We start from the raw sequence: 24,686 nt of genomic DNA, 5'->3' as shown, positions 1-24,686 counted from the left end.
CCTACTTCCCCCTTTTCCAATCAACATGAATATTTCTGGTTACCCAAATATGTCCCTCAATACAATCTTTCAATGAAACAGGTTCATAGGAATCCCCATAATAAAACTTTTGCATTACGTTAATTGCTTTCCGATAAGTAGAACATTCGGAATATGATGGGCAATCTGACAACTTTTGGTATTCACCAGTTATCCATTCGTCATAAAGATAATCTATAGAAATTTCAAAGAACACGTTTACCGAATCAATTGCATGATCCATAATTAACCCTCCCTTTTTAGTGATTACCGGAAATAAATGCAAGTCCGTAACCGAAGAAGAAAAATACAACGCATAATATTGCTAAAAATTCAACCATATCTACTTACCCCCTTATTGTTGCTTGAATATCTGTATCATTATAAAAAGCAGTTATCAATTTATCCTTGATTTTGAATAGTGATCCACCTTTGATAATATCCAGCAATTCCTTCTGTGTTTTTTGAGCAAACATTCCTGATAAAATCTCAAATGCAAAAGTTTCAATAATGAAATCCGGCTGATACTCTGTCAATCTTGAAATAGCCTTAATTACTTCTTCTTTATTTTCACGAACACACTCATTTAAAAAGTTTTCAATGCCTAGAGTAATTGGTTTACTTTTACTCACCTTATAAGCAAACTGCAAGTCTACTAACTGATTCATTAAACATTCCCCTTTAACAAAATGACATAGGTTTTACTTTGATTAGGCTAGATATATTGGCTTCAATTTCGTCTAGGGTAATTCCATATTCACAGATTGTTTCTTTAATTTCTTGTTGAAAATCAAACCATTCTTTTTTATCTAAAAGGTTTTGTAAGTACTGAGCATATTCGTCTTCTAAAGACATATCCAAGATGAACTCACTCATCAAAATTAATTTTTTTGTATTAGTTAGCCCATCGTTGTAGTTTTGATGGCTGCTATCTGTCTTAGAATTAAACATTTTGCTTATCCTCCTAGAATATTAAGATGGGTCAGGGGAACAAAGTCCCCTTTTCCAAAAATTAAAGGTTAAATTCTGTTTCTGATAGAATTTCAATTCCATCTTCATCCTGTAAACTGATGTTATCCACTGTAATTTCACCGAAAACATCAACCTTAACTTCTTCTCCTGTTGGCTTAGTGAATACCATTTGACATTTTACATTGTTGATAATCATTGAAAGAATTTCCTGCTTTGACATTTCCGTAAATCCAAACAGATCAGCCGATAATTGCAAATTCATCATTTTTTCAGTTTTCATTATGTAATCCCCTCTCAAACTTTTATTAACTTACTAAGTATTACTTGTTAAGTTAAATATAAACCCATCAAATACCAAAGTCAACATATTTAACCAAAAAAGTTTTACTTATTAAGATAAATTTTTTATAATGTAGATGAGAGGAGAGATTACCAAATGACTACAACTAAGAAAAGAGATATAAAACCACTTATTGAATGTACCTTTGTAATAAACTTAGATAAAACTTTAAATGAACTAGGGATCACAAGAAATGCACTTGCTGTAGAATCAAAAACAAGACCCGTAACAATAAATGAATTAGTAAATGGTAAGGTAAAACAAATTAATTTCAGTACTCTAGAATCAATACTTGAAGCTTTAAACCGTATTGCAGCTGAACAAGGGAAAAATAAGACATATATTGTTTCAGATGTTTTTGAATACACTACAAAGGACGGTCAATAGAAACTGTCCTTTTTTACTGCTCTCCTTCTAACAACTCCAAATACTCCTGATCCAACAGGTTTTTAATAATTCCAAAGTAATAACCGAAAACATTCTTAATCTTTTTGCCTAATTTGATATTCCTTATCATCTGTTTAAAAGCTTCTAATCCAAGCGATACACGGTCATACTCTGAATAGTGGTAAAAGTATCTAGTTTGGATTGAAACCACTCTAAACAACTTCTCGATAGCCTGAGCGTCATTGTAAAAGTATTGAACATATTGAGTGAATTCTTTTGGGACTTTATTTGATACAAAATCTGCAGATAACGGTTCATTACTACGTTCTTTATTAATCTTTTGTTTTAGAGAAATAGAATTTGTCTTTTTGGGTGGACACTCTTCCTTAATTTCAGGGTTATCTTGTTGGACATCCTCAACAATTGGCATGATTATAATTGCATTTGAAGTCTGTCGCATATCGCTTTTTCGCTTCATTTCAAGCTGCTTAATGATTCCCAAGTCTTCTAATACCTTACATGCTCTTTGTACCGTCTTACGGCTTATTTCAAGACTCTCAGCTATATGGTTCTTAGTACGGAATGATACTCCGATATATTTAGCAGAATATCTATGCAATTGATCTAAAATTTTCTTTGCATTAGTTGATAATTGGTTAGCAAAGTTTTCTTTATATTGGCGAACAGTTTTATTTAATTCTTCAATATCATTAAAAGTAGATAAATTTTTATATGTTTCTTCACATGCAATTATGGTTATTGGTGTTTTAGCCATAAAAAAAACCCTCACTTTTGTATTTTTAGTGAAGGAGCATGACCATTTTTCCATAGTTAAATAAACCTGCATAGTTGATATTTTTTTGCAGATTAGTTATACTATTTTTAGATGATTATGGTGCATGTCCTTAGTGATATGCAAAACGGATCAGTTAGTTCGCAGCTAACTGGTCTATTTTTATTTTTGTTTACAATTTTGTTTACATATTACTTCTCAGTTAATTCAAAATCATAATCTAAAAATGTAATGTTTTTATCTTTAGTAAAAAAATCAAATAATGTAGTTGTCTTCAATTTTGATTCCATCTCTTTTAGGAATTCCAGTGTATTATTTTTTGATTTACCGAGTATAATGTTTGCTTTGTCAGACCAATAATAGTTATCTTCTTTTTTTACATCCACTGCCAGTAAAACACTAATATTAAATAAAAATAAGATATGTCTTCCATCAACCAGAATTCCCTTTGCTTCATCGTACCCATTTGCATAATCCAAACGAATAATAACTTCTTTCATTACTTAACCCTTCCTTTCCATTACAAATCCAAATTACTTAATGGAGAATGTTTTTGGTATTTCCTTCCCACTTCTTGATCTGTGAAATCTAAGTACGCTTTCATAGTTACATCTACAGAACTGTGTCCAAGGATACGACTGAGAGTAGCAAAGTCTCCCCCTCCATATCCGTTATTATCACCAAGCAAATAATACTTTGCGAAGTTATTCCTTAGTAAATGAGGATGTATATTAACTCCTACTTTATTTCCTGCCTGTTTTAATGACCTCTCAAAGTTTCGAACGTCTAATTTAGTCCCTCTAATTGTTGGGAAGAGATATGGACTATCTGAATATCTATCCCTATACTGCATCCATCTTTTTAAATCATTAGACATTTTAAATCCAAAGTACACGTATCTTTGTTGATTATTTTTAGGATTTTCAATCAAGATTGACTTATTTTTAAAATCAATTACTTCTGGACGTAAATCACAGCATTCACCAGCTCTGATGCCTGTGTCTAATATCAGTCTTGTTTGTAGCCACGTACGATAGGAATGGAAAATAGTTAAATCAAAAGTATCTAAAACCTTTTTTAACTCCTCAGGACTTAATAGTGCTTTTTTCTTCCTATTCGGCTTTATATTCTCAATGTTTTCAACTGGATTAATTTTAATTTCCCTCTCTGAATGAAGAAAATTAAAAAACACTTTGATATTTCGTAAATAATTAGCAATAGTTGTATCGGATAATTGCTTATTGAAGTCGTGTCTATGATCAGGATGATTAATTTGTTTTGATTTTTCCTTTACAACAACAGTATACTTCCCTCTTTCACGTAAATATTTGATGTAATGACGGATATGAGCAGTTTTTACTTTTGTAGGATCAGTTATTTTAAATTCGTCTTTTAGGTACATTGCAAATAATTTTAAAGTCTGCTCATAACTAGATAATGTTTTCTTCGATAAGTGCTTCGAATCACAGTACAACATAAACGAGTCCATTTGTATTTCGATTTCCGTCAAACAAAAAACACCCCCAATTCATCAGATTTTTTACAAATCCAATAAACTGAAAGTGTTCATTATTAATTGGTTTAATTTTAAATATTAGTACGTTGCTAAAACCTATTTATTGGTCACTTGTGTCAGCATTCCAATAATTAGTAATTAGGTTAAAACTCAGTCATATCAACGGTTCTAACGCTCTCAGCTAGCCTTATGCTCTAAACGTAATTTATCCGCAACCATAGCGATAAACTCTGAATTTGTCGGTTTAGCCTTGGACATGCTTACGGTGTACCCGAATAAAGAGGAAATGGAATCAATATTCCCACGGCTCCATGCAACCTCGATAGCATGACGGATAGCTCGTTCCACACGGCTGGCCGTTGTATTATATTTCTTTGCAATATCAGGGTATAATACCTTCGTAATAGATCCCAGTAATTCAATGTCATTGTATACCATCGAAATGGCCTCACGTAAGTATAAATATCCCTTAATATGCGCAGGAACACCAATTTCGTGAATAATGCTTGTAATGCTGGCATCAAGATTCCTTGGTTTGTGTTCAGTATGTGACCGGTAATTTCCAGTAGGAACCTTGCGGCTTACCTGGCTGCTTTTACCACTCACCTGACGGATGTGATTTCCTAAGTTCTCCATATCAAATGGCTTTAAAATAAAATAGGACGCTCCAAGCTCTACAGCCTTCTTAGTAACGTCTTCTTGACCAAATGCTGTCAACATAATAACGTTTGGAATAGCACCTTTTTTCAGCTCTCTTAAGCGCTCTAGAACGGCTAATCCATCAAGATGAGGCATAATAATATCTAAAACGAGGACATCCGTATCCGTTGATTCAAGTAGATCTAAACAATCCTGACCATTATGGGCAATACCTACAATCTCCATATCATCTTGAGACGAAATATAGTCCTCTAATAACCCCACTAATTCCCTATTGTCGTCAACGACACAAACTTTAATCTTTTTCACCTTTATTTCCTCCTCAAATCCAAATGGTCATATCTCTATTTATCATTTATCTTTTTATAGTCTTAATTCTATTCTAAATTAGAAATTCGACAATGCAACTAAAATTCCTCTAGTTTTTTTAATATTTCTTAAAATGGTGATAAAATCTTATCTTTTCTTTGTTTTTCTTTAAATTTCGACTAATTTCGCATATATTCCTTATTATTCCATTCTTTTGTCGAATAATCTTTATGTAAAACAAAATAGGCTAAATCGCCTATTTTTGTTTTTACTCTTATTATTGTCTAGCTGTAGCGCCTAGGGGCTCGGGGTCATAAGTCAATCCGGCGAAAAGGTTAAAGAACAACCTTCTCGCCAGCTCGCCTTATGCCTGTCGCCCCTAGGAAAAGATGAACTGCTTTTTTCCCTGGACAAGGCGCTTTCGCTTTTCTTTTTAACTTGCTTTTTCCTGTGGTTTCTCATATATGTTAATTCCTGCTTCATTTAACATCCATTCAATGTGTACTCCGTAACCAGAGGTTGGATCATTGACAAAGACATGTGTTACAGCACCAATGAGCTTACCATCCTGGATAATAGGACTTCCGCTCATACCTTGAACGATCCCTCCAGTTTTTTCTAGTAGCCTTGGGTCGGTAACTTTTAATACCATGCCTTTCGTTGCTGGAAATTTCTGCGGGATAGTGCTGACAATTTCAATTTCAAATTCTTCAACCTTGTCATCATTTACAACCGTTAAGATTTTTGCCGGACCCTCTTTTACTTGGTGAGAAAGGCCAATAGGCAATGGCTTATCCATAATTCCGTTCTTTAAATCTTTATTTAACACCCCAAATATTCCAAAGGGACTATTTTTTGTGATGTTTCCGACAATTTCACGATCCGAAGAGAAACGTGCAAGTTTTTCACCAGGATCACCATTACTTCCTTTTTCAATGGAGGTAACAGTTGAACGTACAATTTGACCATCTTCAACAACAATTGGTTTTTTTGTATCCATATCAGATATTACATGCCCTAAAGCACCATATTTTTTAGTTTGCGGATGAACAAAAGTCATTGTTCCAATACCTGCTGCTGAATCACGAATATATAATCCAAGCTTATAGGAGTTTTCTCCCTTATCTTTAAGCGGAGTAAGTTTCGTTGTGAACTTACCACTTTCCCTGCTAATTACCATATCTAACGCTTGCCCGCTTTGTCCTGCATTTTGTACAAATGGAGCTACGTCTGTCATTTTTTCAATTTTGTTTCCATTGATTTCAGTAATGATATCACCAATTTTTATTCCTGCAATTTCACCAGGCGATTTTTTTCCATCCTCGGTATTAACTAAATGGTGACCTACGACCAATACGCCAACCGTGTTTAATTTAACACCAATGGACTGTCCTCCTGGCTGAACTCTGAAATCCTTTAAGACATTTACATCGACCTTTTTTACCGGAATTCCTGCAAATTCAAGTAACATTTCATCTTTGCCGTCTACACTGGCTGTTAGGGAAACATTGTTTTGATCTTGTTCAAGTGTGATATTTGGATTGTGAGATACTAATGAGGCTGATACCGGTACAGCCTTTTGGAAAGTATAATCTTGTCCTTCAAAGACTGTAATGGTCTTTGGTATATCAAGGTATTGCTGAAATGGCTGAAAAAATAGAACGCTGATTAATGAAACAAGGAGAATTCCACCAATGATCTTTCTAATTATTTCTAACTTCAAAATCTTCACTCTCCTCGCTTCTGCTTCACAACTATATCGAAATGGCTACATATATAATTTTGCCTGCATCAGCGCCATTTATAACCTGATACAACATAAAAAAGCTCCCCTAATTGGGAAGCTTTTCAATTTTTTTATTTTCTGAAGCTAAAAACAACAATTCTTCGGCATGCTTTTTAGTTAAATCAGTAATTTCAACACCTGAAATCATGCGGCCAATTTCCTTTATTTTCTCTTCGATACTAAGTGGACTAACAGAAGTTTTGGTCCTTCCACCTTCAGTAACCTTAGAAATAAATAGATGAGTATCTGCCATTGCTGCTACTTGTGGTAAGTGTGAAATACATAAAACTTGCGAATCAACAGCTACATTATATATTTTTTCAGCAATCGACTGAGCCACTCTGCCGCTGACTCCTGTATCCACCTCGTCAAAAATAATCGAGGTAACACCTTGGTGTTTTGAAAAAATACTTTTAAGTGCCAGCATGATTCTTGATAGCTCCCCGCCGGAGGCAATCTTTGATAATGGCTTTAATGGTTCACCAGGATTGGTGGAAATATAAAACTCCACGTGATCGACTCCGTTTTTTGAAAAATGAGGTAATATCGATTCAAACCGAATTTCGAACACGGTTTTTGCCATGTAAAGCTCTTTTAACTCATTATGTATTAAGTTAGTCAGCTTTTCAGCCCAGTGTTTCCGGAGTTCGGTTAACTGCTCAGCCTCAAGAATTAAGTCCTTTTTAATGGATGTTAATTGCTTCTCTAATTGACCTATATGTGTCTCTTTATTTTGCAATGTTTCGATTTCTTCTTCTATTTTAGCGGCATATTCTAAAATTTCTTCAATGGTCTTTCCATACTTCCGCTTCAATTGATTAATTTCATTTAATCTTTCTTCAATCTCATTTAAACGCTGCGGGTCATATTCTAATCCGTCAAGTTCATTTCTTAATGCGCGGGAAGCATCTTCTAATTGATAAAAGCTGTTCATGACGGATTCATATATTTCTTTATAAGAGGAATCCAATGAAGCAGCGTCTTCAAGCTGCCCCATTACCATACTAATCCAATCTAGCCCCTTTTGTTCTCCCGTAAGAGCATTATAACTGGATTGAATCGCTTCGAATACACGCTCAAAATTCGCAAGTTTTCTTTTTTCTTCAAAAAGTTGTTCATCTTCATTAAGCTTTAATTTTGCATTTTGAATCTCATCAAACTGAAATTGTATTAGATCAAGCCGATGTGCTGTTTTTTGCTCATTTTCACTTAATGATTTAAGCTTCTGGGACGTTTGTTCATAGCGGTGAAAAACTTCTTGGTATTCAGCCTGTGAAGGAGAAATTTCTTCAAACCCAAATTGGTCGAGCAATAGTAAGTGCCTGCTCTCATCCATTAAATCTTGGTGTTCGTGCTGACTATGTATATCCACTAGAGTTGATCCTACTTCACGAAGAGTCGATATGGTAACTAGCTTTCCATTGATTCTACAGACACTTTTGCCTGAACGTGAGATGTCTCTTCTTAAAACAACCATTCCTTCTTCAATTTCGATTCCAAACTCAAAAGCCTTTGAATGACATGGATGGTGTTCATCAATTTGGAAAAGACCTTCAATTTCTGCTTTTTCCTCTCCATGTCTGACAAACTCAGCGGAACCTCTGCCGCCTACGAGCAGATGGATAGCGTCAATAATAATGGATTTTCCTGCACCTGTTTCTCCAGTTAAAACGGTCAGCCCTTTGTCAAAAGAAATGGTAAGGGCCTCTATGATAGCAAAGTTCTTAATCGATAATTCTGATAACAAGGTATATTCCCCCTTTTAAAGCATGTCAAGAAACCGGTTAGTAATTGTCTCTGTCTCTTCTGGAGTACGACAAATGATTAAAATCGTATCGTCACCACAGATGGTTCCTAGTACCTCTTCCCAATCTAGGTTATCTAATAGAGCACCAATTGCCATAGCATTACCTGGCAGACATTTCATTACCAATAAATGACCTGCGGAATCTATGCGGACAAAGGCATCCATTAATGACCTTTTTAATTTTTGCAATGGATTAAATCGCTGATCGGCAGGAAGGCTATATTTGTATCTCCCATCTGACAACGGAACTTTAACCAGATGCAGTTCTTTAATGTCTCGAGAAACTGTTGCTTGTGTCACATTAAACCCTGCACTTTTTAATTCATCAACAAGTTCATCTTGTGTTTCAATATCATTTGCAGTAATAATTTCTCTAATTTTTATATGACGTTGACCCTTATTCAATCCATTCACCCCGTAATTATTAAAACATTTACGTATCTTGTACAAAAATGTCGCTTATACCCATATGTTAGCCCATTTTGCTAAGGATGTACAATTAATATTTTGAGAAAGGCTGTGTTAATATTACCTGTTGATTTCCACTCCAGGCACTTCGCTTTCCGCGGGCGTGCCGGGGAGCCTCCTCGGCGCTTATGCGCCTGCGGGGTCTCCCCAGCCCCGTACTCCCGCAGGAGTCTTCGTGCCTTCCGTTCCAATCAACAGGGTGCAAAATCAACAATTTGCTTTAACACAACCTATGGAAAAAGGTCCAAATCAAAAAGGAAGGAAAAGCATAGGCTTATCCTTCCACATCTTGTTTAGATTTAAATTCCTGATGAGCGTCTTTTACAATTTGCGCGGGCTGTGCAGGCAATTGATTTTGACCGGCTTCCTGTTCCCCCATCCATTTAAGGTGAAGGAGAAACTCAATATTTCCATCTCCACCGGTAATCGGAGAAAAGGATAAATTAACCGCATTATATCCTTGTTCTAGTGCAAAATCTACAATTTTATTAACAACCTGCAAATGAACTTTTTCATCACGTACAATACCTTTTTTTCCAACCTGCTCACGACCAGCTTCAAATTGCGGCTTAACAAGTGCCACAATATCACTGCCAGGTACAAGCAGGGTTTTTAATACAGGTAATATTAATTTTAATGAGATAAAAGAAACATCTATTGTTGCAAAATTAGGCATTTCACCTGCTAAATCTGCAGGTGTTACATATCGAAAGTTGGTTCTTTCCATTACCACTACTCGTTCATCCTGACGCAGCTTCCAAGCAAGTTGATTATAGCCGACATCTAAGGCATAGGACATTTTTGCTCCATTCTGTAGGGCACAGTCGGTAAATCCACCCGTTGAGGCACCAATATCGAGCATAATCTTATCTTTAACTGTGACATCAAATATCTTTAATGCCTTTTCCAGTTTAAGACCACCCCGACTGACGTAAGGAAGAACATTTCCCTTTATCATAAGAGGGATATCTACTTTTACTTTCTCGCCAGGCTTATCTAACCGTTCTTCGTTCGTATAAACAAGTCCCGCCATGATAGATCGTTTTGCTTTTTCTCTGGTTTCTGCTAATCCTCTTTCAACTAATAAAACATCTAATCGTTCTTTATTCTTCATGGTTATGCCCTTTGTTGTTTTTTTCGTGCGAGTATGGTCATTCTTTTTACAACCTCTGAAGTAGTCATTCCAATCTCTTCTAGAAGTGATTCTACATCACCATGTTCGATAAATTGGTCAGGTATCCCCATTCGGTCAATTGCTTGTTGGTAATATCCTTTTTCATGCGCATACTCAAGAACAAAGCTTCCAAAGCCGCCCTGCAGCACCGCTTCCTCAATGGTTAGGATTGGGATATTATTTGAGAGTAACTCATTAAGCATCTTTTCATCTAAAGGTTTGATGAAACGCGCGTTTACTACTTTTACCGAGATCCCTTGTTTCTCAAGCGTTTCTGCCGCTTCTAGAGCCATCGGTATTGTTGTACCGAAAGTTAAGATTGCCGCATCCTCGCCATCCTTCAGAACCTCCCAAGTACCAATTGGAATGCTCTTTAATGTTTCATCCATTGGTACACCCAAACCATTACCTCTTGGAAATCTCATCGCAATAGGACCATCATCGTAAGTCATCGCAGTATAAACCATGTGCTGGCCTTCGTTTTCATCCTTAGGCATCATTAAAACAATATTAGGGACATGTCTTAAAAAAGCAATATCAAATACACCTTGATGAGTTTCACCATCTGCACCTACTAATCCGGCTCGATCGATTCCAATAAAAACATTTAAATTTTGACGGCATATATCATGAACAACCTGGTCATAAGCTCGTTGCAGAAAGGTTGAATATATCGCTAAAAAGGGTTTCATATTTTGAGTTGCCAATCCAGCAGCAACTGTTGCTGCATGCTGTTCTGCAATTCCAACATCATACATTCTCTCCGGAAACTCACTTGCAAAGCCCTCAAGCTTTGACCCAACTGGCATGGCAGGCGTTATCGCCACAATACGATCATCTTCACGAGCCAGCTTGCGAACTGTTTCACTTACTAGGCTGCTCCAGGCTGGCGGTGCCTTATCCGGTTTGACAAATGCACCTGTATCCATTTTATAAGGTCCTGTACCATGCCAAGTACCTTTTGTATCACTTTCAGCAGGATGAAAACCTTTCCCTTTCTTCGTGATAACATGAAGAAGGACAGGTCCTTCCGTTTTTTTAGCATATCTAAAATTTTCAAATAAAGCTTCATAATCATGTCCATCAACTGGACCTAAGTAAGTGAAACCCAATTCTTCAAAAAACATGCCAGATACAAATAAATATTTTAGACTGTCTTTTACACGTTCCGCAGTTGCTGCCAGTTTCCCTCCAACAGCCGGTACTTTTTTCAAGAACAATTCTAATTCATCTTTGACCCACTGATATTTACCAGCAGTGCGTAATTGACCAAGAATATTATGAAGAGCACCAACATTTGGTGCAATGGACATTTCATTGTCATTCAAAATCACAATCATGTTCTTTTTTTCATGGCCGATATGGTTTAAAGCTTCTAATGCCATTCCCCCTGTTAATGCCCCATCACCAATGATAGGTACAACAAAGGAATTCTCTTTTTTTAGGTCTCTAGCTATTACCATCCCCATTGCTGCTGAAAGGGATGTTGAGCTATGCCCTGTTTCCCAAACATCATGCTCGCTTTCAATTCTTTTTGGGAAGCCGCACAGTCCTTTAAATTGACGCAATGTATCAAATTCACAAGCTCTGCCTGTAAGAATTTTATGAACATAGGACTGATGTCCTACATCCCAAATAAATTTATCATTGGGGCTGTCGAAACATTTATGTAAGGCAATCGTTAATTCAACAACACCTAAGTTCGGTCCAATATGGCCTCCAGTAACAGACAGCTTTTCAATCAAAAATTGGCGTATCTCTTGACTTAATACCTCCAATTCTTGATTTGACATTCCTTTTAAAAAGGAAGGGTCTTTTATTGATAACAGATCCATGTTTGGACCACTCACTTTCATACTTTTTCTTTCCGTTCATCTAGTAAAAAATAGCCGCTAACACAAAAAAGTGGTAACGGCATTGACAACGTTCTTTACATTGACAACAATTATAACACAATTACGCTGTTGTTCAAATACCTGTTATTTAGTGGTCTCTTGTTGCTATAAGATCAGCGATTTCTTTGAGTAAATGTATGTTAAGTCCTGTCTTTTCTAAGTGTTGTTTAGAAAGGTCCAATTGCTGCCTTAAAGCTTTCTTCGCACCCTCCATGGACAATAACTGTGGATAAGTGCTTTTCTCGTTAGTGGAATCACTTCCAACAGGTTTACCTAGTATCTCTTGATTTCCTTCTAAGTCGAGAATGTCGTCTTGTATTTGAAAAGCAAGTCCTAGATGATGGGCAAATGCAGATAGGTTTTCTATTTGAGTTTGATTTGCTCCACCTAACAAAGCTCCTGCTATAACGCTGAATTTTAATAGCTTCCCTGTTTTATGGATGTGGATATACTCAAGCTCTTCAATGGTAAGAGTTTTTCCCTCTCCTTCCATATCCGCCACCTGACCACCCACCATTCCTTCACTCCCAGCAGCTTGGGCCATTTCCAATACCAATTGAAGTTTGGTTTCACTAGACGCAAATTCGTTAGGAGTTTGCCCAATTACCTGAAAGCTGTAGGTCAATAATGCATCTCCGGCTAAAATGGCGATGGCATCTCCAAATACTTTATGATTCGTGGGCTTCCCTCTTCTTAGATCATCATTGTCCATACTCGGCAAATCATCATGGATTAAGGAATAAGTATGAATCATTTCAATTGCGGCGGCTGCCATTAGACCGATTTTTGGATCTTTTTCAAAAGCAGCAAGCGTAGCAAATACCAGTAAGGGACGGATTCTTTTTCCACCTGCTTCAAGAGAATAATGCATCGCTTCTTTAATAATAGGAGGTGCATTCAGCTTTTCCACCAAGGTTCGAAGCTCTGATTCAAGCAGTTGTTTATGTTCTTGTGTAAAAGCATCTAGAACTTTAGTAGTCAAAGCCTAATCCTCCTCTTCAATCGTAAAGTTTTGTTTACGTCCGTCCTCCGTAATAATCTGTGTTAATTGTTCTTCAACATTTTTCAGCTTATCATGACAAAGCTTTGACAGCTCCATACCCTCTTTATAAAAGGCAATGGCCGCTTCGAGTGGGACATCCCCTTCTTCAAGCTTATCCACAATTTGTTCCAGCTTATTCATTGCTTCCTCAAAGGAAATCATTTGTTCATTCGTCACGGTTTTCGCTCTCCTTTATGTTCTGTACATTACAGAGAAGGCTGCCATCTGTTAATTGAATTTGAAGTGGTTCGTTCTCTTTTACTTGTTTAACACTCTTTATTAATACATTGTCTTCAGAATAGACGAGACTGAATCCTCGCTCCATTATTTTTAACGGGCTTAAGGCTTGAAGTGTTGCGAGGATTCTTTCGAATTCTGTTTGTTTCTTCAAAAAGATTTGTCCCATTGCACGTTGAATGTCTTTTTTTGAACGCTCAAATCTAACCTCTGCATCTCGTAATGCTACTTTGGGATGGTTACGAATGAGTCGGTTATGTATTGTTTCGTGCTTAGACTTTTTTAAATCAGTCAATCTAGCTGCACCACGTACAAGAGATTCTGTTAATTTATCTACCTGTTCAAGCTTTTGTTCATAAAGGCGCTGTGGGTAACGAAATGCATAGGACTTTTGTGCACGCTCTAACCGTTGTTTTTCATATCGATATCTGCCGTTCATGGATTGAAGCATCCTGGTTTTCCGTTGAAGCAGTCTTTCCATCAATTCATCAATATGAGGAACAGCCAGTTCGGCTGCAGCAGTTGGGGTAGGAGCACGCATGTCCGCAACAAAATCAGCAATCGTAAAATCTGTTTCATGTCCGACCGCAGAAATAATAGGGATAGCTGATTTATTAATGGCTCTAGCGACTATTTCCTCATTAAATGCCCATAACTCTTCGATCGAGCCGCCTCCGCGTCCAATAATAAGTACATCTATCTCACTCATCTTGTTTGCTTTATCAATAGCCCGTGTTATCGAAGCTGCTGCATTCTCACCTTGTACAAGTGCTGGTAAAACAAGGATATTCGCAATTGGATAACGCCTTTTAATAGTGGTGATAATATCCCTTATTGCCGCTCCTGTTGGTGATGTTATGACCCCTACCGTTTTTGGATAACTCGGAATGGGCTTTTTTTGTTCTAAAGAAAATAGACCTTCTGCCTCAAGTCTTTTTCTTAACTGCTCGTACGCTAAAAATAATTCCCCAATTCCATCTGGCTGCATTTCTTTAATATAGATTTGGTATTGACCACTTGGTTCATAGACAGAGACATCCCCTTTTACAACCACCTTCATTCCGTTTTCAGGTAAAAACTTCATCGTACGTGATTGGCTTGAGAACATCACTGCAAGAATACGTGCTTTTTCATCCTTTAAGGTAAAATACATATGTCCGCTTGAATGCTGTTTGAAGTTTGAGATTTCACCTCGTACCTGTACATCCTGCAAGTGAGGGTCAGCATCAAATTTTCTTTTTATGTATTTTGTTAATGCGAGGACAGATAAATACTTTTTTTCCTGCATAAGGAACTCCTTTTTAGAACCGCAGCGTATTTTTAGCTGATTTTAGAGTATTATACATGAGCATAGTAATGGTCATGGGACCTACTCCTTTTGGTACAGGGGTAATATAACCAGCTTTCTCACTCACTTCATCAAAAGCAACGTCTCCGCAAAGCTTACCAGCTTCATTCCGGTTGATCCCAACATCAATAACGACAGCACCTTCTTTTACATGCTCAGCTTTGATAAAGTTGGCTATACCAACAGCGGCAACAATAATATCAGCCTGGGAAGTATGATATTGCAAATCCTTTGTTCGTGAATGACAATAAGTGACGGTTGCATGCTGATTCAGGAATAACTGCCCTACTGGCTTTCCAACAATATTACTTCTGCCTACTACCACTACATGTTTACCTGCTACAGATATACCCATTTCTTCTAAAAGGACCATGATTCCATAAGGGGTACACGGTAAGAATGCATCTTGCCCCGTCATCATTCTTCCAATATTTATCGGATGAAATCCGTCAACATCCTTTAAAGGAGATATGGATTCAATGACTCTTGTTTCATCGATATGCTTTGGAAGCGGAAGTTGTACCAAAATGCCATGGATAGCGGGATCTCCATTTAGTTCCTCTATTTTTGTCAGTAATTCTTCCTGGGTAGCATTTTCTGGTAATTCAATCAACACTGAGTGCATACCTAGCTCTCGACAAGTTTTTTCTTTATTCGTAACATATGTTCTCGATGCATGATTATTGCCAACAAGGATAACTGCAAGTCCAGGTGTAACCCCTGATTCCTTTAGCTTTTGGACCTCAGATGCAATTTCTACTTTTTTCTTTGCTGCTATTTCTTTTCCATCAATAATAATTGCTGCCATGAGTATCTCTCCCTATTCAAATTAAGTCGTCTTAATTATAGTTTTTCTTTTACTTTCGATAGGACTCCATTAATAAAACGGCTTGATTGTTCATCCCCGTAAATCTTTGCTATTTCTATCGCTTCATCTAAAATAACATTTTCAGGAACTTCATTGCGGAAATATAACAACTCGTATATCGCAATCCTTAATAAATTTCTATCAACAGTTGCTAAACGATCCATCGTCCATTTTTCAAGATTTTCCTTAATGAAAGGATCAATTTCATTTTTTTGTTCAACTACTCCTAGCACTAGCTTTGTTAAGTAGTCATCTCCAGCTTCACCTTCCAAAACATGTTCAATTGCAGAAGATGGATCTGTGTTACTTACATCGATTTGAAAAAGAGCTTGTAATGCCTTTTCCCTTGCTGTTCTTCTCTTCATTATACATTTAACTCCTTTAGAGATAGTAATTAATTTTTGTCAAATTTGATACAACCATTGCATGATGTTGTTTTGTACATAAAAAGATAATAGCATAACTAAAACTGATTCGCACTGTAAGAACTTATTTTTACCTAGAACCAGTATACTAATAACCTAATAAAGAAAAAAAACCAAAGGATATCCTCCTTTGGTCAATGATTTAAATTTCTTCTTCAACTTCTGGTTCTGGTTTTTGGGTTTCGAATGAGATGCCGACTACGTGTATGTTTACTGCCTCTGCTTCTAATGCAGTCATGTTAAGCAATGCTTGACGAATGTTATCTTGTATTTTTCCTGCTACTGTAGGAATGGATACACCAAATTTCATTAAGCAGTATACATCTACCGTAATGCCTTCTTCCGATAGTTCCACTTTTACACCTTTACCGTGGTTTTTCTTTCCTAGCCGTTCTACTACACCAGTAGCAAAATTCCCACGCATTTGTGCTACTCCTTCGACCTCGGACGCGGCAATACCCGCAATGACTTCAATGACTTCAGGTGCAATTTCTACTTTTCCATGCCCGTTGTTTCCTTGACTCATTTCCAGTACATTATACTCGCTCATAAGTACACCTCCAGATTTTAGCTAGACTTCATCACATCATGTAACTCAAGAAACTTCGTATTGAATTGTCCCTCTACGAAACTTTCATGCTCAAGCAATTTTAAGTGGAATGGAATGGTGGTATGAATACCCTCAATCACAAATTCGCTTAATGCACGTTTCATACGTGAGATTGCTTCTTCCCTGCTATTACCATATGTGATGACTTTCGCAATCATGGAATCATAATAAGGTGGAATTGTATACCCTGGGTATGCCGCTGAATCAATTCGAACGCCAAAGCCGCCAGGAGGCAAATACATATTAATTTTCCCCGCTGAAGGCATGAAGTTCTTTTCCGGGTTTTCTGCATTGATTCGGCACTCAATCGCCCAGCCCGTGAACGTAACATCCTTTTGAGTTATTGTTAATCTTTCTCCAGAAGCCACTCGGATTTGCTCCTTAATTAGATCAATACCTGTGACCATTTCGGTAACCGGGTGCTCCACCTGTATTCTTGTGTTCATTTCCATAAAATAAAATTTACGATTGCGGTAGTCATATATAAATTCTACCGTTCCTGCACCTGAATAATCAACTGCTTTTGCGGCTTTTACTGCTGCATTTCCCATTTCAGCACGAATTTCTCCATCTAAGGCTGGTGAAGGTGTTTCTTCTAAGAGCTTTTGAAGTCTACGTTGAATAGAACAGTCTCTTTCTCCTAGGTGGATGGTGTTTCCATAGGAATCTGCAAGTACTTGTATTTCAACATGACGGAAATCCTCAATATACTTTTCTATGTATACTCCTGGATTACCAAAAGCAGTTAGTGCCTCCTGCTGGGTAATATTAATTCCCTTAACTAGTTCCTGCTCATTTTTTGCTACACGGATTCCTTTACCGCCACCGCCTGCAGTTGCTTTAATAATTACAGGATATTGTATCCTTGCAACAAGCTCAAGCGCCTCATCAATATCATTAATGATTCCAGTGGATCCAGGTACAATGGGTACCCCAGCTTCTTTCATCGTTTCTCTTGCAATATCCTTTGTGCCCATTTTAGTAATCGCTTCAGGACTTGGTCCTACGAAGGTGATATTACATTCACGGCAAAGCTCAGCGAAATCTGCATTTTCGGCTAGAAAGCCATACCCAGGGTGCACGGCATCACAGCCTGTTAGTTTTGCTACACTAATTATATTGGTTACATTTAGGTAACTCTCTTTTGATAATTTCGGTCCAATGCAATAGGCTTCGTCTGCAAGTTGTACGTGCAGCGCTTCACGGTCAGCTTCTGAGAAAACAGCAACTGATTCAATTCCCATTTCTCTACAAGCACGAATAATTCTGACCGCAATTTCTCCTCTGTTTGCAATTAACAGTTTCTTTATCATCCTGTTATCGCTCCTTATTCTGGCTTAACTAAAAATAATGGCTGTCCGTATTCTACTAATTGACCATTCTTCACAAGAACTTCTACGATTTCACCATTAACTTCTGCTTCAATTTCATTAAATAATTTCATTGCTTCTACAATACACACGATTGAATCCTTCGAAACAACAGAACCAGCTTTAACATAAACGTCTGCCTCTGGTGTTGGTGAGGCATAAAAAGTTCCAACCATTGGCGAAGTAATTTTGTGTAAATTCGATTTATCAGCCTGATTTGCAGTTACTGCTTCTTCCTGCTTTAATTCTTGTACTGGTGTTGTACTTGAAACTGCTGCTGGTGCTGCTGGCTGTACGACAGGAACTGCCTGTGCAGCTGCTTGTGGTACCTGTACCGTTGTCACAGTTGATGTACCAGTATGCTTTTTCATTTTAATTTTTGAACCTTCGTTCTCATATACAAATTCATCAATACTAGATTGGTCAACTAATTTAATTAATTCCCGAATTTCTTGTACTTTTAACAAACTGAACACTCCTTGTCCTGCAAAATTAAGACTAACTACTAATACTATACGCTAATACCTTATTAAAGTTCAATAATCTTGTTAACGAACAATAAAAAAAGGAAAGCCTGCGCTCTCCTTCCTTTAGGATAATTTATTTAGTTGGCTGGAATTCAACAGCAACAAAGTTAGTTTCGCCAATTTCTTTCTTAACCATTTGAATAATCGCATTTGCTTCTGATTTAGAAGACTCTTTCTTAGACTTTACGATAATTTTTACCGTGGCACCATCTGCTCTTACAAGAGCGTCTTCATAATCCATTGCTTTAATTAACGTTTCAAGCATTTCTTCCTTTTGGGCAATTTCATTTAATTTTTTCATTTGGTCCACTGCTTCGCTTCTTTCAGCCGCAGGAAGATCAGTCGTGGCAACTACAGCGTTTAATTGTTCCTTTAATTCGCTGCGATCATCTTGAAGCTTTAATCGAAGTGCTTCAAATTCTTCATCACCAGCAACTTGTGAAATAACAGTATCGCCTTCCTTGGCTTCAGTATCGGTTTTTGTTTCTTTTTCCTTTTGATCCGCTTTCTCTTCTTGCTTCACTGCAGCAAGTTCATTACCTTTTTGTTCAGGAGAAGTGATGTAATAAACAGATAATACAACCACCAAGCTTAACATTGTTAATAACCAAACTGTTTGTTTTTTCAATAACATTTTCATAATCCCCCTTTTATTTTTTAGGCATAACTGCAACGCGATGACTTGGTACGTCAAGTGATCTTGTTACTGCCTCGATAATCCACTTTTTAACTTGAATATTTTCTGCACCTTTCGCGACCACTAACACTCCACGAATGGCTGGTTTTTGATATTCAACCACAATTGGTACCTCTTTCTCTCCTTCACGGATGATGACTAATTGCTCGTCTGTGGAGGTATCTTGTACCTTTCGTTCCCCACCCTCGTTGTCTTTTTCTTCCGTTGTTTGAGATTTTGTCACCGTATTTTTCTCAAGCACCTTCTTGTCAGTTGAATCAATGTTCACTACCACCGTTACATCGTCGACACCCAGCATTTCTTCTAGTGCCTTCTTAAGCTGTTTCTCATACTCTTCCTCGTATCCAGCAATGCTTTTATTATTTGAGTCCTTCTTAAGGCTAAATGCCTCAACATCTGTGGCCCCTGCTTGAGTACTGGTTACCGCCTTACTATCAGTTGGTGCTGATTTATCGGAAAATAGTACATTTCCGACAATCATGAAAGCAGCACCAATGCATAGCACTAGTATCATATATTGATATTTCCCGGACTTTTTATCGGAAGTCTCACCCTTAGCCAATATGTTCTTCAACCATGAAAATGGTCCTTTATTATTTTCCATTTTACTTATTCATCCCCCCTTCAACCGAGACTTCAATTGCTTTTTCGGTTACATTCCATTGCTGCGAAAGAAATGCGGCGATTTTTTCGGATTCTTCTGTTGGATCCTTAGATGGAAGAGGTGTTTCGGTAGTAATACTCACTGGTTGTATAGCTTCGACTGTCGTAACGGATGTTTCTGGCTGCTTTAATAGTACGGTAACCATTTCTAGGTTTTCAGGGAATGATTCTTGACTATCATTCTTGGTTGTTAGTTCTATTTTTGCAATTTCCAATCCAAACTGTTCCATCAACTCCTCCTCTACTCCCTTTTCAAGCTGGACAGCCATTGTTTCTAAAATATATGCATGATTGGAGGCTTGTATTTCTTTTTTCTGCAATTCTATTAAATTTTCCATATTTTTTTCTCCAGAATCCTGAAAAGTTGGGATCTGAGCCATCACTGTTTCAAAGTCCTTGGAGATTAACTTAAAAATCGGTGTAAGGATGATCGCAATAAGCAGGAGCCCTGTAACCATTTTTGTATATTTTTGTAAACTCGTATTAGGCAGCAGCATGTCAATAACGGTTGCTAAAAGAATAAATAGGATGATATTCGTAACCCATTCTATTAAAAACTCCATAACGTTCTCCCCTATCTCATCATCATTGTTAAATTCCCGGCTGCGACAATTACTGTAATACTTAAAAAGAACATGAGAGAGACAATACCCAGTGCAGCAAAAACATATATAACACTTTTACTGATTATATCTAAGCATTTAATAACCGGACCGCCGCCAAGGGGCTGTAATATCGCAGCTGCAAATTTATAGATAAACGCGATCATCAAGATTTTAAAAGCAGGGAAAGCAACGATAATGAGGAGAATAGCTACTCCCGCAATACCAACTGAATTTTTCAATAATCCAGAAGCACTTACTACTGTATCAGCTGCGTCAGTGAAGATTCTGCCAATGACAGGGATAAAGTTACCTGTAACAAATTTCGCCGTACGAATTGCCACACCATCCGTTATGGCGGTAGAAGCACCCTGAACTGAAATAACTCCCAGAAAAACCGTTAAGAAAAGTCCCATTAAGCCAATGCTCCAGTTTCTTAAAAGCTGTGCCAGTTGAGTCACCTTATACTGATCTGACATTGTACTGACAATACTTAAAAGAGTGGCCAGAAAAAGAAGCGGGAGTATCACAAATTGCATGAACATTCCGCTGATATTCATTAAAAACAAGATAACCGGATGAAAGAAAGCAGCTGAAATTATTCCTCCAGAAGAAGCTATTAAGGCTAACAAAAGCGGAATCAGTGCCAGCACGAATGAAATCATGCTGCCTATTGCCTCATTGGTATATTCTATGACGATATGAAAGCTATTAAGGGCAATAATGACTAAGACCATATAGATTATGGAATATGCCACTTTACTGATCGTACTGCTCTCAAATGCATTTTGCATCGACTGTAGAAACATACTGAATATCGTAAGAAGGATTAATGAACCAAGCAGTTTTCCATTTACGATGAATTCGTGAAACAAAAATTTAATGATTCCATTTGTCCATTCCTTGAAGGAGAATTGCTTGTCCCCCTTTACAAAATCGTACAGACTCCCTTTTTGGCTCTCAGGGAGGAAACCTCCATATTTATTTTGTATATCCTCCCAATATTGTTTAAGTTCTGTTAAATCCATTGTTTCAAGCTGTGCATCCACTAATTGCTGTGGCGATAGAGGTGTGCTCTCAACATTTGCTTCTTCGTTAGCTTGTACACTTGTTGAAGTAAAAAATAAAAATAATAGAATAATAATGGGAATAATCTGCAGCCTTTGCTTCATCATTTTTCACCTCATGTTTTCAAAAGACTAGCTTGGAATCAGCTTGATTATTGTTTCAATCATGACAGTTAATATTGGTATTGCCATGGCAAGAATTAACACCTTTCCAGCGAGTTCTATTTTCGAAGCCACTGCCCCCTGGCCAGCGTCCTTGGTAATTTGAGATGCAAACTCAGCAATATAAGCGATTCCAATGATTTTTAGGATGGTCTCAACGTAAATCAGATTTACATTTGCATTCACAGCAAGCTTTTCGAGCATATGAATAATTTCATAGATTTTATCGACTAGAAACAGGAATATGCTGCAGCCAACAAATACAATTAAGAGGAAGGCGAAATTAGGTTTTTGCTCTTTTAATATTAATGCCAGGAAGGTTGCGACAAGAGCTACGCCAACTATTTTAATAATTTCAATGGCAAAGCCCTCCTTTCTATTGAAACAAAAAGACAGATTTTATTTTCTGGAAGAGATCATCAACAATTGAAGCGACTTGAAACAAAATGTAAATAAAGCCAAATAGTGTTACCCACTGGGCATATTCCTTTTTCCCAACCTGATCAAGAACGGTATGCAAAAACGCAACCACTATGCCCACTCCTGCTATTTTAAAAATAATATCCACTTCTAAGCCCATTGCTTTTCCCCCTAAATTAATAAAATAATCAATAATAATCCTGAAAAGAACCCTAAACTCTTAACCATTTTTTCGTACTTTGCTTGGCTTTGAATGGCGTCCGCTTCTTCTCTTTCAAGATGGGAAAGAGTTAGCATAATATGTTTTTGCTGGGAAAAGCGATCATGCCTACCGAGGGTTTCCCCGAATTGTTTCATGATTTCAAATTCACCTTGTTTAAAAGCTGTTTGCTTCCAAACCTCCTTCAAGCTGTCTTCCCAGGCTTCTTTTACCGTTGTTTCAGTATCAGTCAATTTCTTTGCAAAGCTTTCAAAGAAGGAAGACAATGGCTTAGATAGTTGTGCAGCCAATCTCCTTGCAGCTTCATGCAAGGGTGTATGACCATACATAATTTCTGCTTCTAGTGATTGTAGTGCAGATTTTAACTGCCTGAGCTGTCTCGGTCGCTCGCTTAAATGTTTGGCAGCTTCAAACCCTGTCCATGTGGTAGCAAGTATAATAAAAATGGCGCCAATTAATTTGACCATTTACATCACTCTCACTTTTTGGCTCAAGTTTTTTCCAGCTCCATCCAAAATATGTGTAACAGTTCCAGGACCTTGAGACCTGCTTAGGACAATAAATCGTTGAAAAATGTTTTGATCGAGAATGGATCTTAATGACGGCCTGTTTTTTACTTCCTCCAAGCTGGACCCATGTGTGGTCATAATTAGTTTTATTCCTGCGTGGACAGCTTCTTGTATAGCCTCTGCATCCTCTTTACGACCAATTTCATCCACCACTAATACCTCTGGACTCATGGAACGAATCATCATCATCATCCCCTCTGCTTTCGGGCAGGCATCTAACACATCTAGACGATGACCAAATGACATTTGAGGAATTCCATTTACACATCCAGCAATTTCGGAACGTTCATCCACAATCCCTACCTTATATGCGTGCATACCTTTTTCATGGTTTCCGGTTGAGATAATTCTGGCAATATCCCGTAAAAGCGTTGTTTTTCCTGTTTGAGGAGGACCAACAATCATTGTATGCATCCAGGAATCTTTAAATATAAAGGGCATAATCTTCTCTGCTATCCCTAACTTCTCCTTGGCAATCCGGATGTTAAAAGAAGCAATATCCCTTATCGCTTTTACCTGTCCTTCTTCAAGGATCACTTTTCCTGCAAGTCCAATTCGATGACCTCCTGAAACTGTTATATACCCTCGCTTTAGCTCTTCCTCAAGCGTATAGATGGAGAATTGGCTGATTTTATTCATTAAATGGAAAGCATCTTCTTGCTGAATGATGTACGAGAGAAACCTTGGAGCCCCTTTCATCGTAATTTCTATAGGGCGTCCGATGCGAATTCTGATTTCTTCCAATTCTTCTTTCTGATTAGGAGGGATTTTACTGATTAGATCGGCAATGTTTTTTGGCAAGAATTTTAGGATCGTTTCCACATTTCTTCCTCCTTGTATTGCTTGTCTCATTATTTAAAATGTATGCCCTTCGATAAGCATTATGACTTTGAAAATTTCAATTCTTTTAAAATACACTTATATTCTATTTTTCTGAGAGAGTTACTAGAACTAGGAATACTCCATTTAGATGAACGTATTTTATTTAATAAGAAAAATTAATAAGGAGGAAAGACGATGTATATTCAGAGCCACGGACAGAGTAATATCCTAAAACAAAGGAGCTACTTGATAAAAGTAAGGGGAGAAGGAGAAATTGCGGTTCAGCCAGACACAGCTTCTGTTAATCTGGGTGTAGTTACTGAAAGTAAGGAATTAATTGAGGGACAGAAGCAGAACTCAATGGCTGCGAACAAGGTAATTGATTCTCTCATCAGGTTAGGGATTGATAGGAATCAAATACAAACCTTTGATTATCGAATAGAATCGGACTATGACTATGATCAAGGGAAACAAATTTTTCGAGGATATAAAATCACACATATTTTGCAGGTGAAAATAGAAGATTTAAACATTATTGGTAAAGTAGTCGATACTGCTGTTGAAAATGGCGCCAACTATGTGGCTAATGTTCAATTCACAACGAGATACAAAGAATCCTATTACCAACAAGCACTCACCATGGCTTTAAACAATGCCAGCAACAAAGCGAAAACCATCGCCAATACCTTAAGAGTGACACTAAACCCCACTCCTATACTTGTGATAGAAGGGAGCAACACGATTCAGCCCTATGAAAGCCAGCAATTTGCATTGGCTAAAGTAGCCAGCACAACACAAATCCAACCTGGTCAGCTCATTATCCAAGCAAGTGTTGCAGCAGAATATAAATATCATCCAATTGGTGGATAAAAAAAGGGATTGAATCACCGAATAGTGATTCAATCCCTTTTA

Annotated in this window: 31 protein-coding genes; 2 read left to right on the top strand and 29 right to left on the bottom strand. The window is 37.4% G+C overall.

The window, feature by feature from the left end:
- Position 1: 1 nt before the first annotated feature.
- From ABC255_RS08635 to ABC255_RS08620, 4 genes are all read right to left on the bottom strand, one after another.
- Positions 2–262: a hypothetical protein gene (locus tag ABC255_RS08635; protein ID WP_412992770.1), complete on the bottom strand. Its 261-nt coding sequence runs from the start codon at positions 260–262 to the stop codon at positions 2–4.
- 103 nt (positions 263–365) lie between these two features.
- Positions 366–686, bottom strand: a complete 321-nt coding sequence (locus ABC255_RS08630) for a hypothetical protein (protein ID WP_412992768.1) — start codon at positions 684–686, stop codon at positions 366–368.
- 13 nt (positions 687–699) lie between these two features.
- Positions 700–969 carry a hypothetical protein gene (locus tag ABC255_RS08625; protein WP_412992766.1) on the bottom strand — a complete coding sequence of 90 codons (270 nt, stop codon included), beginning with the start codon at positions 967–969 and terminating at the stop codon, positions 700–702.
- Positions 970–1,030: 61 nt separating this feature from the next.
- Positions 1,031–1,270 carry a hypothetical protein gene (locus ABC255_RS08620; RefSeq protein WP_412992765.1) on the bottom strand — a complete coding sequence of 80 codons (240 nt, stop codon included), beginning with the start codon at positions 1,268–1,270 and terminating at the stop codon, positions 1,031–1,033.
- A gap of 156 nt (positions 1,271–1,426) precedes the next feature.
- Here ABC255_RS08620 and ABC255_RS08615 point away from each other — a divergent pair, with 156 nt between their 5' ends.
- Entirely contained in the window at positions 1,427–1,717 is a 291-nt protein-coding gene (locus ABC255_RS08615) for a helix-turn-helix domain-containing protein (protein WP_412992763.1), read from the top strand.
- Between the two features lie 13 nt (positions 1,718–1,730).
- On the opposite strand, the gene ABC255_RS08610 is transcribed toward ABC255_RS08615, so the two are convergent.
- The 25 genes from ABC255_RS08610 to spoIIIAA all read right to left on the bottom strand — a co-directional run bounded on the left by ABC255_RS08610 (position 1,731) and on the right by spoIIIAA (position 23,774).
- Positions 1,731–2,492 (bottom strand): helix-turn-helix domain-containing protein, encoded by a 762-nt coding sequence (locus ABC255_RS08610; protein ID WP_412992761.1) that lies wholly within the window; start codon positions 2,490–2,492, stop codon positions 1,731–1,733.
- Between the two features lie 209 nt (positions 2,493–2,701).
- Positions 2,702–3,010, bottom strand: coding sequence for a hypothetical protein (locus ABC255_RS08605; RefSeq protein WP_412992760.1), 309 nt, complete (start codon positions 3,008–3,010; stop codon positions 2,702–2,704).
- Positions 3,011–3,030: 20 nt separating this feature from the next.
- Positions 3,031–4,020 carry a tyrosine-type recombinase/integrase gene (locus ABC255_RS08600; RefSeq protein WP_412992759.1) on the bottom strand — a complete coding sequence of 330 codons (990 nt, stop codon included), beginning with the start codon at positions 4,018–4,020 and terminating at the stop codon, positions 3,031–3,033.
- Positions 4,021–4,203: 183 nt separating this feature from the next.
- Positions 4,204–4,995, bottom strand: coding sequence for a sporulation transcription factor Spo0A (gene spo0A / locus ABC255_RS08595; protein WP_335530301.1), 792 nt, complete (start codon positions 4,993–4,995; stop codon positions 4,204–4,206).
- A gap of 433 nt (positions 4,996–5,428) precedes the next feature.
- The gene (spoIVB, locus tag ABC255_RS08590) at positions 5,429–6,727 is read right to left on the bottom strand and encodes a SpoIVB peptidase (protein ID WP_412992757.1); all 1,299 of its coding nucleotides are present in this window, start codon (positions 6,725–6,727) and stop codon (positions 5,429–5,431) included.
- Between the two features lie 100 nt (positions 6,728–6,827).
- Positions 6,828–8,528, bottom strand: coding sequence for a DNA repair protein RecN (gene recN / locus ABC255_RS08585; RefSeq protein ID WP_412992755.1), 1,701 nt, complete (start codon positions 8,526–8,528; stop codon positions 6,828–6,830).
- A 15-nt stretch (positions 8,529–8,543) separates the two neighbouring features.
- Positions 8,544–8,993 (bottom strand): transcriptional regulator AhrC/ArgR, encoded by a 450-nt coding sequence (ahrC, locus tag ABC255_RS08580; RefSeq protein ID WP_335530307.1) that lies wholly within the window; start codon positions 8,991–8,993, stop codon positions 8,544–8,546.
- Positions 8,994–9,330: 337 nt separating this feature from the next.
- Positions 9,331–10,170, bottom strand: coding sequence for a TlyA family RNA methyltransferase (locus tag ABC255_RS08575; RefSeq protein WP_412992752.1), 840 nt, complete (start codon positions 10,168–10,170; stop codon positions 9,331–9,333).
- Positions 10,171–10,172: 2 nt separating this feature from the next.
- A complete protein-coding gene (dxs, locus tag ABC255_RS08570; protein WP_412998515.1) occupies positions 10,173–12,065 on the bottom strand; it encodes a 1-deoxy-D-xylulose-5-phosphate synthase in 1,893 nt (630 codons plus the stop codon).
- A 148-nt stretch (positions 12,066–12,213) separates the two neighbouring features.
- Positions 12,214–13,107 (bottom strand): polyprenyl synthetase family protein, encoded by an 894-nt coding sequence (locus ABC255_RS08565; RefSeq protein WP_335530313.1) that lies wholly within the window; start codon positions 13,105–13,107, stop codon positions 12,214–12,216.
- Between the two features lie 3 nt (positions 13,108–13,110).
- Positions 13,111–13,329: an exodeoxyribonuclease VII small subunit gene (locus ABC255_RS08560; RefSeq protein ID WP_412998514.1), complete on the bottom strand. Its 219-nt coding sequence runs from the start codon at positions 13,327–13,329 to the stop codon at positions 13,111–13,113.
- A gap of 4 nt (positions 13,330–13,333) precedes the next feature.
- Complete coding sequence (gene xseA, locus ABC255_RS08555) at positions 13,334–14,692, bottom strand: exodeoxyribonuclease VII large subunit (protein WP_412992750.1); 1,359 nt, start codon at positions 14,690–14,692, stop codon at positions 13,334–13,336.
- Between the two features lie 13 nt (positions 14,693–14,705).
- Positions 14,706–15,560: a bifunctional methylenetetrahydrofolate dehydrogenase/methenyltetrahydrofolate cyclohydrolase FolD gene (gene folD, locus ABC255_RS08550; protein WP_412992748.1), complete on the bottom strand. Its 855-nt coding sequence runs from the start codon at positions 15,558–15,560 to the stop codon at positions 14,706–14,708.
- A gap of 35 nt (positions 15,561–15,595) precedes the next feature.
- Positions 15,596–15,985 carry a transcription antitermination factor NusB gene (gene nusB / locus ABC255_RS08545; RefSeq protein ID WP_335530321.1) on the bottom strand — a complete coding sequence of 130 codons (390 nt, stop codon included), beginning with the start codon at positions 15,983–15,985 and terminating at the stop codon, positions 15,596–15,598.
- A gap of 202 nt (positions 15,986–16,187) precedes the next feature.
- The gene (locus ABC255_RS08540; RefSeq protein ID WP_335530323.1) at positions 16,188–16,595 is read right to left on the bottom strand and encodes an Asp23/Gls24 family envelope stress response protein; all 408 of its coding nucleotides are present in this window, start codon (positions 16,593–16,595) and stop codon (positions 16,188–16,190) included.
- 17 nt (positions 16,596–16,612) lie between these two features.
- The gene (accC, locus tag ABC255_RS08535; RefSeq protein WP_335530325.1) at positions 16,613–17,968 is read right to left on the bottom strand and encodes an acetyl-CoA carboxylase biotin carboxylase subunit; all 1,356 of its coding nucleotides are present in this window, start codon (positions 17,966–17,968) and stop codon (positions 16,613–16,615) included.
- 14 nt (positions 17,969–17,982) lie between these two features.
- Positions 17,983–18,492, bottom strand: a complete 510-nt coding sequence (gene accB, locus ABC255_RS08530; protein ID WP_335530327.1) for an acetyl-CoA carboxylase biotin carboxyl carrier protein — start codon at positions 18,490–18,492, stop codon at positions 17,983–17,985.
- 133 nt (positions 18,493–18,625) lie between these two features.
- Positions 18,626–19,186, bottom strand: a complete 561-nt coding sequence (locus tag ABC255_RS08525; protein ID WP_412992745.1) for a SpoIIIAH-like family protein — start codon at positions 19,184–19,186, stop codon at positions 18,626–18,628.
- 16 nt (positions 19,187–19,202) lie between these two features.
- The gene (gene spoIIIAG / locus ABC255_RS08520) at positions 19,203–19,853 is read right to left on the bottom strand and encodes a stage III sporulation protein AG (RefSeq protein ID WP_412992743.1); all 651 of its coding nucleotides are present in this window, start codon (positions 19,851–19,853) and stop codon (positions 19,203–19,205) included.
- A 1-nt stretch (position 19,854) separates the two neighbouring features.
- Complete coding sequence (gene spoIIIAF / locus ABC255_RS08515; protein ID WP_335530332.1) at positions 19,855–20,475, bottom strand: stage III sporulation protein AF; 621 nt, start codon at positions 20,473–20,475, stop codon at positions 19,855–19,857.
- An 11-nt stretch (positions 20,476–20,486) separates the two neighbouring features.
- Complete coding sequence (spoIIIAE, locus tag ABC255_RS08510; RefSeq protein ID WP_412998513.1) at positions 20,487–21,686, bottom strand: stage III sporulation protein AE; 1,200 nt, start codon at positions 21,684–21,686, stop codon at positions 20,487–20,489.
- Positions 21,687–21,713: 27 nt separating this feature from the next.
- The gene (spoIIIAD, locus tag ABC255_RS08505) at positions 21,714–22,103 is read right to left on the bottom strand and encodes a stage III sporulation protein AD (protein WP_412998512.1); all 390 of its coding nucleotides are present in this window, start codon (positions 22,101–22,103) and stop codon (positions 21,714–21,716) included.
- Between the two features lie 16 nt (positions 22,104–22,119).
- A complete protein-coding gene (gene spoIIIAC, locus ABC255_RS08500) occupies positions 22,120–22,323 on the bottom strand; it encodes a stage III sporulation protein AC (protein WP_007084610.1) in 204 nt (67 codons plus the stop codon).
- A gap of 11 nt (positions 22,324–22,334) precedes the next feature.
- Positions 22,335–22,850: a stage III sporulation protein SpoIIIAB gene (gene spoIIIAB, locus ABC255_RS08495; RefSeq protein WP_335530334.1), complete on the bottom strand. Its 516-nt coding sequence runs from the start codon at positions 22,848–22,850 to the stop codon at positions 22,335–22,337.
- The gene (gene spoIIIAA, locus ABC255_RS08490) at positions 22,851–23,774 is read right to left on the bottom strand and encodes a stage III sporulation protein AA (protein WP_412992741.1); all 924 of its coding nucleotides are present in this window, start codon (positions 23,772–23,774) and stop codon (positions 22,851–22,853) included.
- A 195-nt stretch (positions 23,775–23,969) separates the two neighbouring features.
- Between spoIIIAA and ABC255_RS08485 the strand changes: the two genes are divergently transcribed.
- Positions 23,970–24,644, top strand: a complete 675-nt coding sequence (locus ABC255_RS08485; RefSeq protein WP_412992739.1) for an SIMPL domain-containing protein — start codon at positions 23,970–23,972, stop codon at positions 24,642–24,644.
- Positions 24,645–24,686: the final 42 nt, after the last annotated feature.

Origin of the sequence: Neobacillus canaveralius (assembly GCF_047237705.1) — a bacterium.
Classification (GTDB): domain Bacteria; phylum Bacillota; class Bacilli; order Bacillales; family Cytobacillaceae; genus Neobacillus; species Neobacillus niacini_K.
This window is presented reverse-complemented; position numbering and strand designations above follow the sequence as displayed.

Bases quoted from the DNA above. Each gene is read 5' to 3' on its own strand.
- spoIIIAE (WP_412998513.1), bottom strand. From the start codon at position 21,686: ATGAAGCAAAGGCTGCAGATTATTCCCATTATTATTCTATTATTTTTA.
- spoIIIAB (WP_335530334.1), bottom strand. From the start codon at position 22,850: ATGGTCAAATTAATTGGCGCCATTTTTATTATACTTGCTACCACATGG.
- ABC255_RS08605 (WP_412992760.1), bottom strand. From the start codon at position 3,010: ATGAAAGAAGTTATTATTCGTTTGGATTATGCAAATGGGTACGATGAA.
- ABC255_RS08615 (WP_412992763.1), top strand. From the start codon at position 1,427: ATGACTACAACTAAGAAAAGAGATATAAAACCACTTATTGAATGTACC.
- xseA (WP_412992750.1), bottom strand. From the start codon at position 14,692: ATGCAGGAAAAAAAGTATTTATCTGTCCTCGCATTAACAAAATACATA.
- spoIIIAG (WP_412992743.1), bottom strand. From the start codon at position 19,853: ATGGAAAATAATAAAGGACCATTTTCATGGTTGAAGAACATATTGGCT.
- ABC255_RS08630 (WP_412992768.1), bottom strand. From the start codon at position 686: ATGAATCAGTTAGTAGACTTGCAGTTTGCTTATAAGGTGAGTAAAAGT.
- ABC255_RS08575 (WP_412992752.1), bottom strand. From the start codon at position 10,170: ATGAAGAATAAAGAACGATTAGATGTTTTATTAGTTGAAAGAGGATTA.
- ABC255_RS08635 (WP_412992770.1), bottom strand. From the start codon at position 262: ATGGATCATGCAATTGATTCGGTAAACGTGTTCTTTGAAATTTCTATA.
- ABC255_RS08540 (WP_335530323.1), bottom strand. From the start codon at position 16,595: ATGAGCGAGTATAATGTACTGGAAATGAGTCAAGGAAACAACGGGCAT.
- ABC255_RS08525 (WP_412992745.1), bottom strand. From the start codon at position 19,186: ATGTTATTGAAAAAACAAACAGTTTGGTTATTAACAATGTTAAGCTTG.
- nusB (WP_335530321.1), bottom strand. From the start codon at position 15,985: ATGAAGAGAAGAACAGCAAGGGAAAAGGCATTACAAGCTCTTTTTCAA.
- spoIIIAF (WP_335530332.1), bottom strand. From the start codon at position 20,475: ATGGAGTTTTTAATAGAATGGGTTACGAATATCATCCTATTTATTCTT.
- ABC255_RS08625 (WP_412992766.1), bottom strand. From the start codon at position 969: ATGTTTAATTCTAAGACAGATAGCAGCCATCAAAACTACAACGATGGG.
- ABC255_RS08610 (WP_412992761.1), bottom strand. From the start codon at position 2,492: ATGGCTAAAACACCAATAACCATAATTGCATGTGAAGAAACATATAAA.
- ABC255_RS08620 (WP_412992765.1), bottom strand. From the start codon at position 1,270: ATGAAAACTGAAAAAATGATGAATTTGCAATTATCGGCTGATCTGTTT.
- folD (WP_412992748.1), bottom strand. From the start codon at position 15,560: ATGGCAGCAATTATTATTGATGGAAAAGAAATAGCAGCAAAGAAAAAA.
- dxs (WP_412998515.1), bottom strand. From the start codon at position 12,065: ATGGATCTGTTATCAATAAAAGACCCTTCCTTTTTAAAAGGAATGTCA.
- ABC255_RS08560 (WP_412998514.1), bottom strand. From the start codon at position 13,329: ATGATTTCCTTTGAGGAAGCAATGAATAAGCTGGAACAAATTGTGGAT.
- ABC255_RS08485 (WP_412992739.1), top strand. From the start codon at position 23,970: ATGTATATTCAGAGCCACGGACAGAGTAATATCCTAAAACAAAGGAGC.
- accC (WP_335530325.1), bottom strand. From the start codon at position 17,968: ATGATAAAGAAACTGTTAATTGCAAACAGAGGAGAAATTGCGGTCAGA.
- spoIIIAC (WP_007084610.1), bottom strand. From the start codon at position 22,323: ATGGGCTTAGAAGTGGATATTATTTTTAAAATAGCAGGAGTGGGCATA.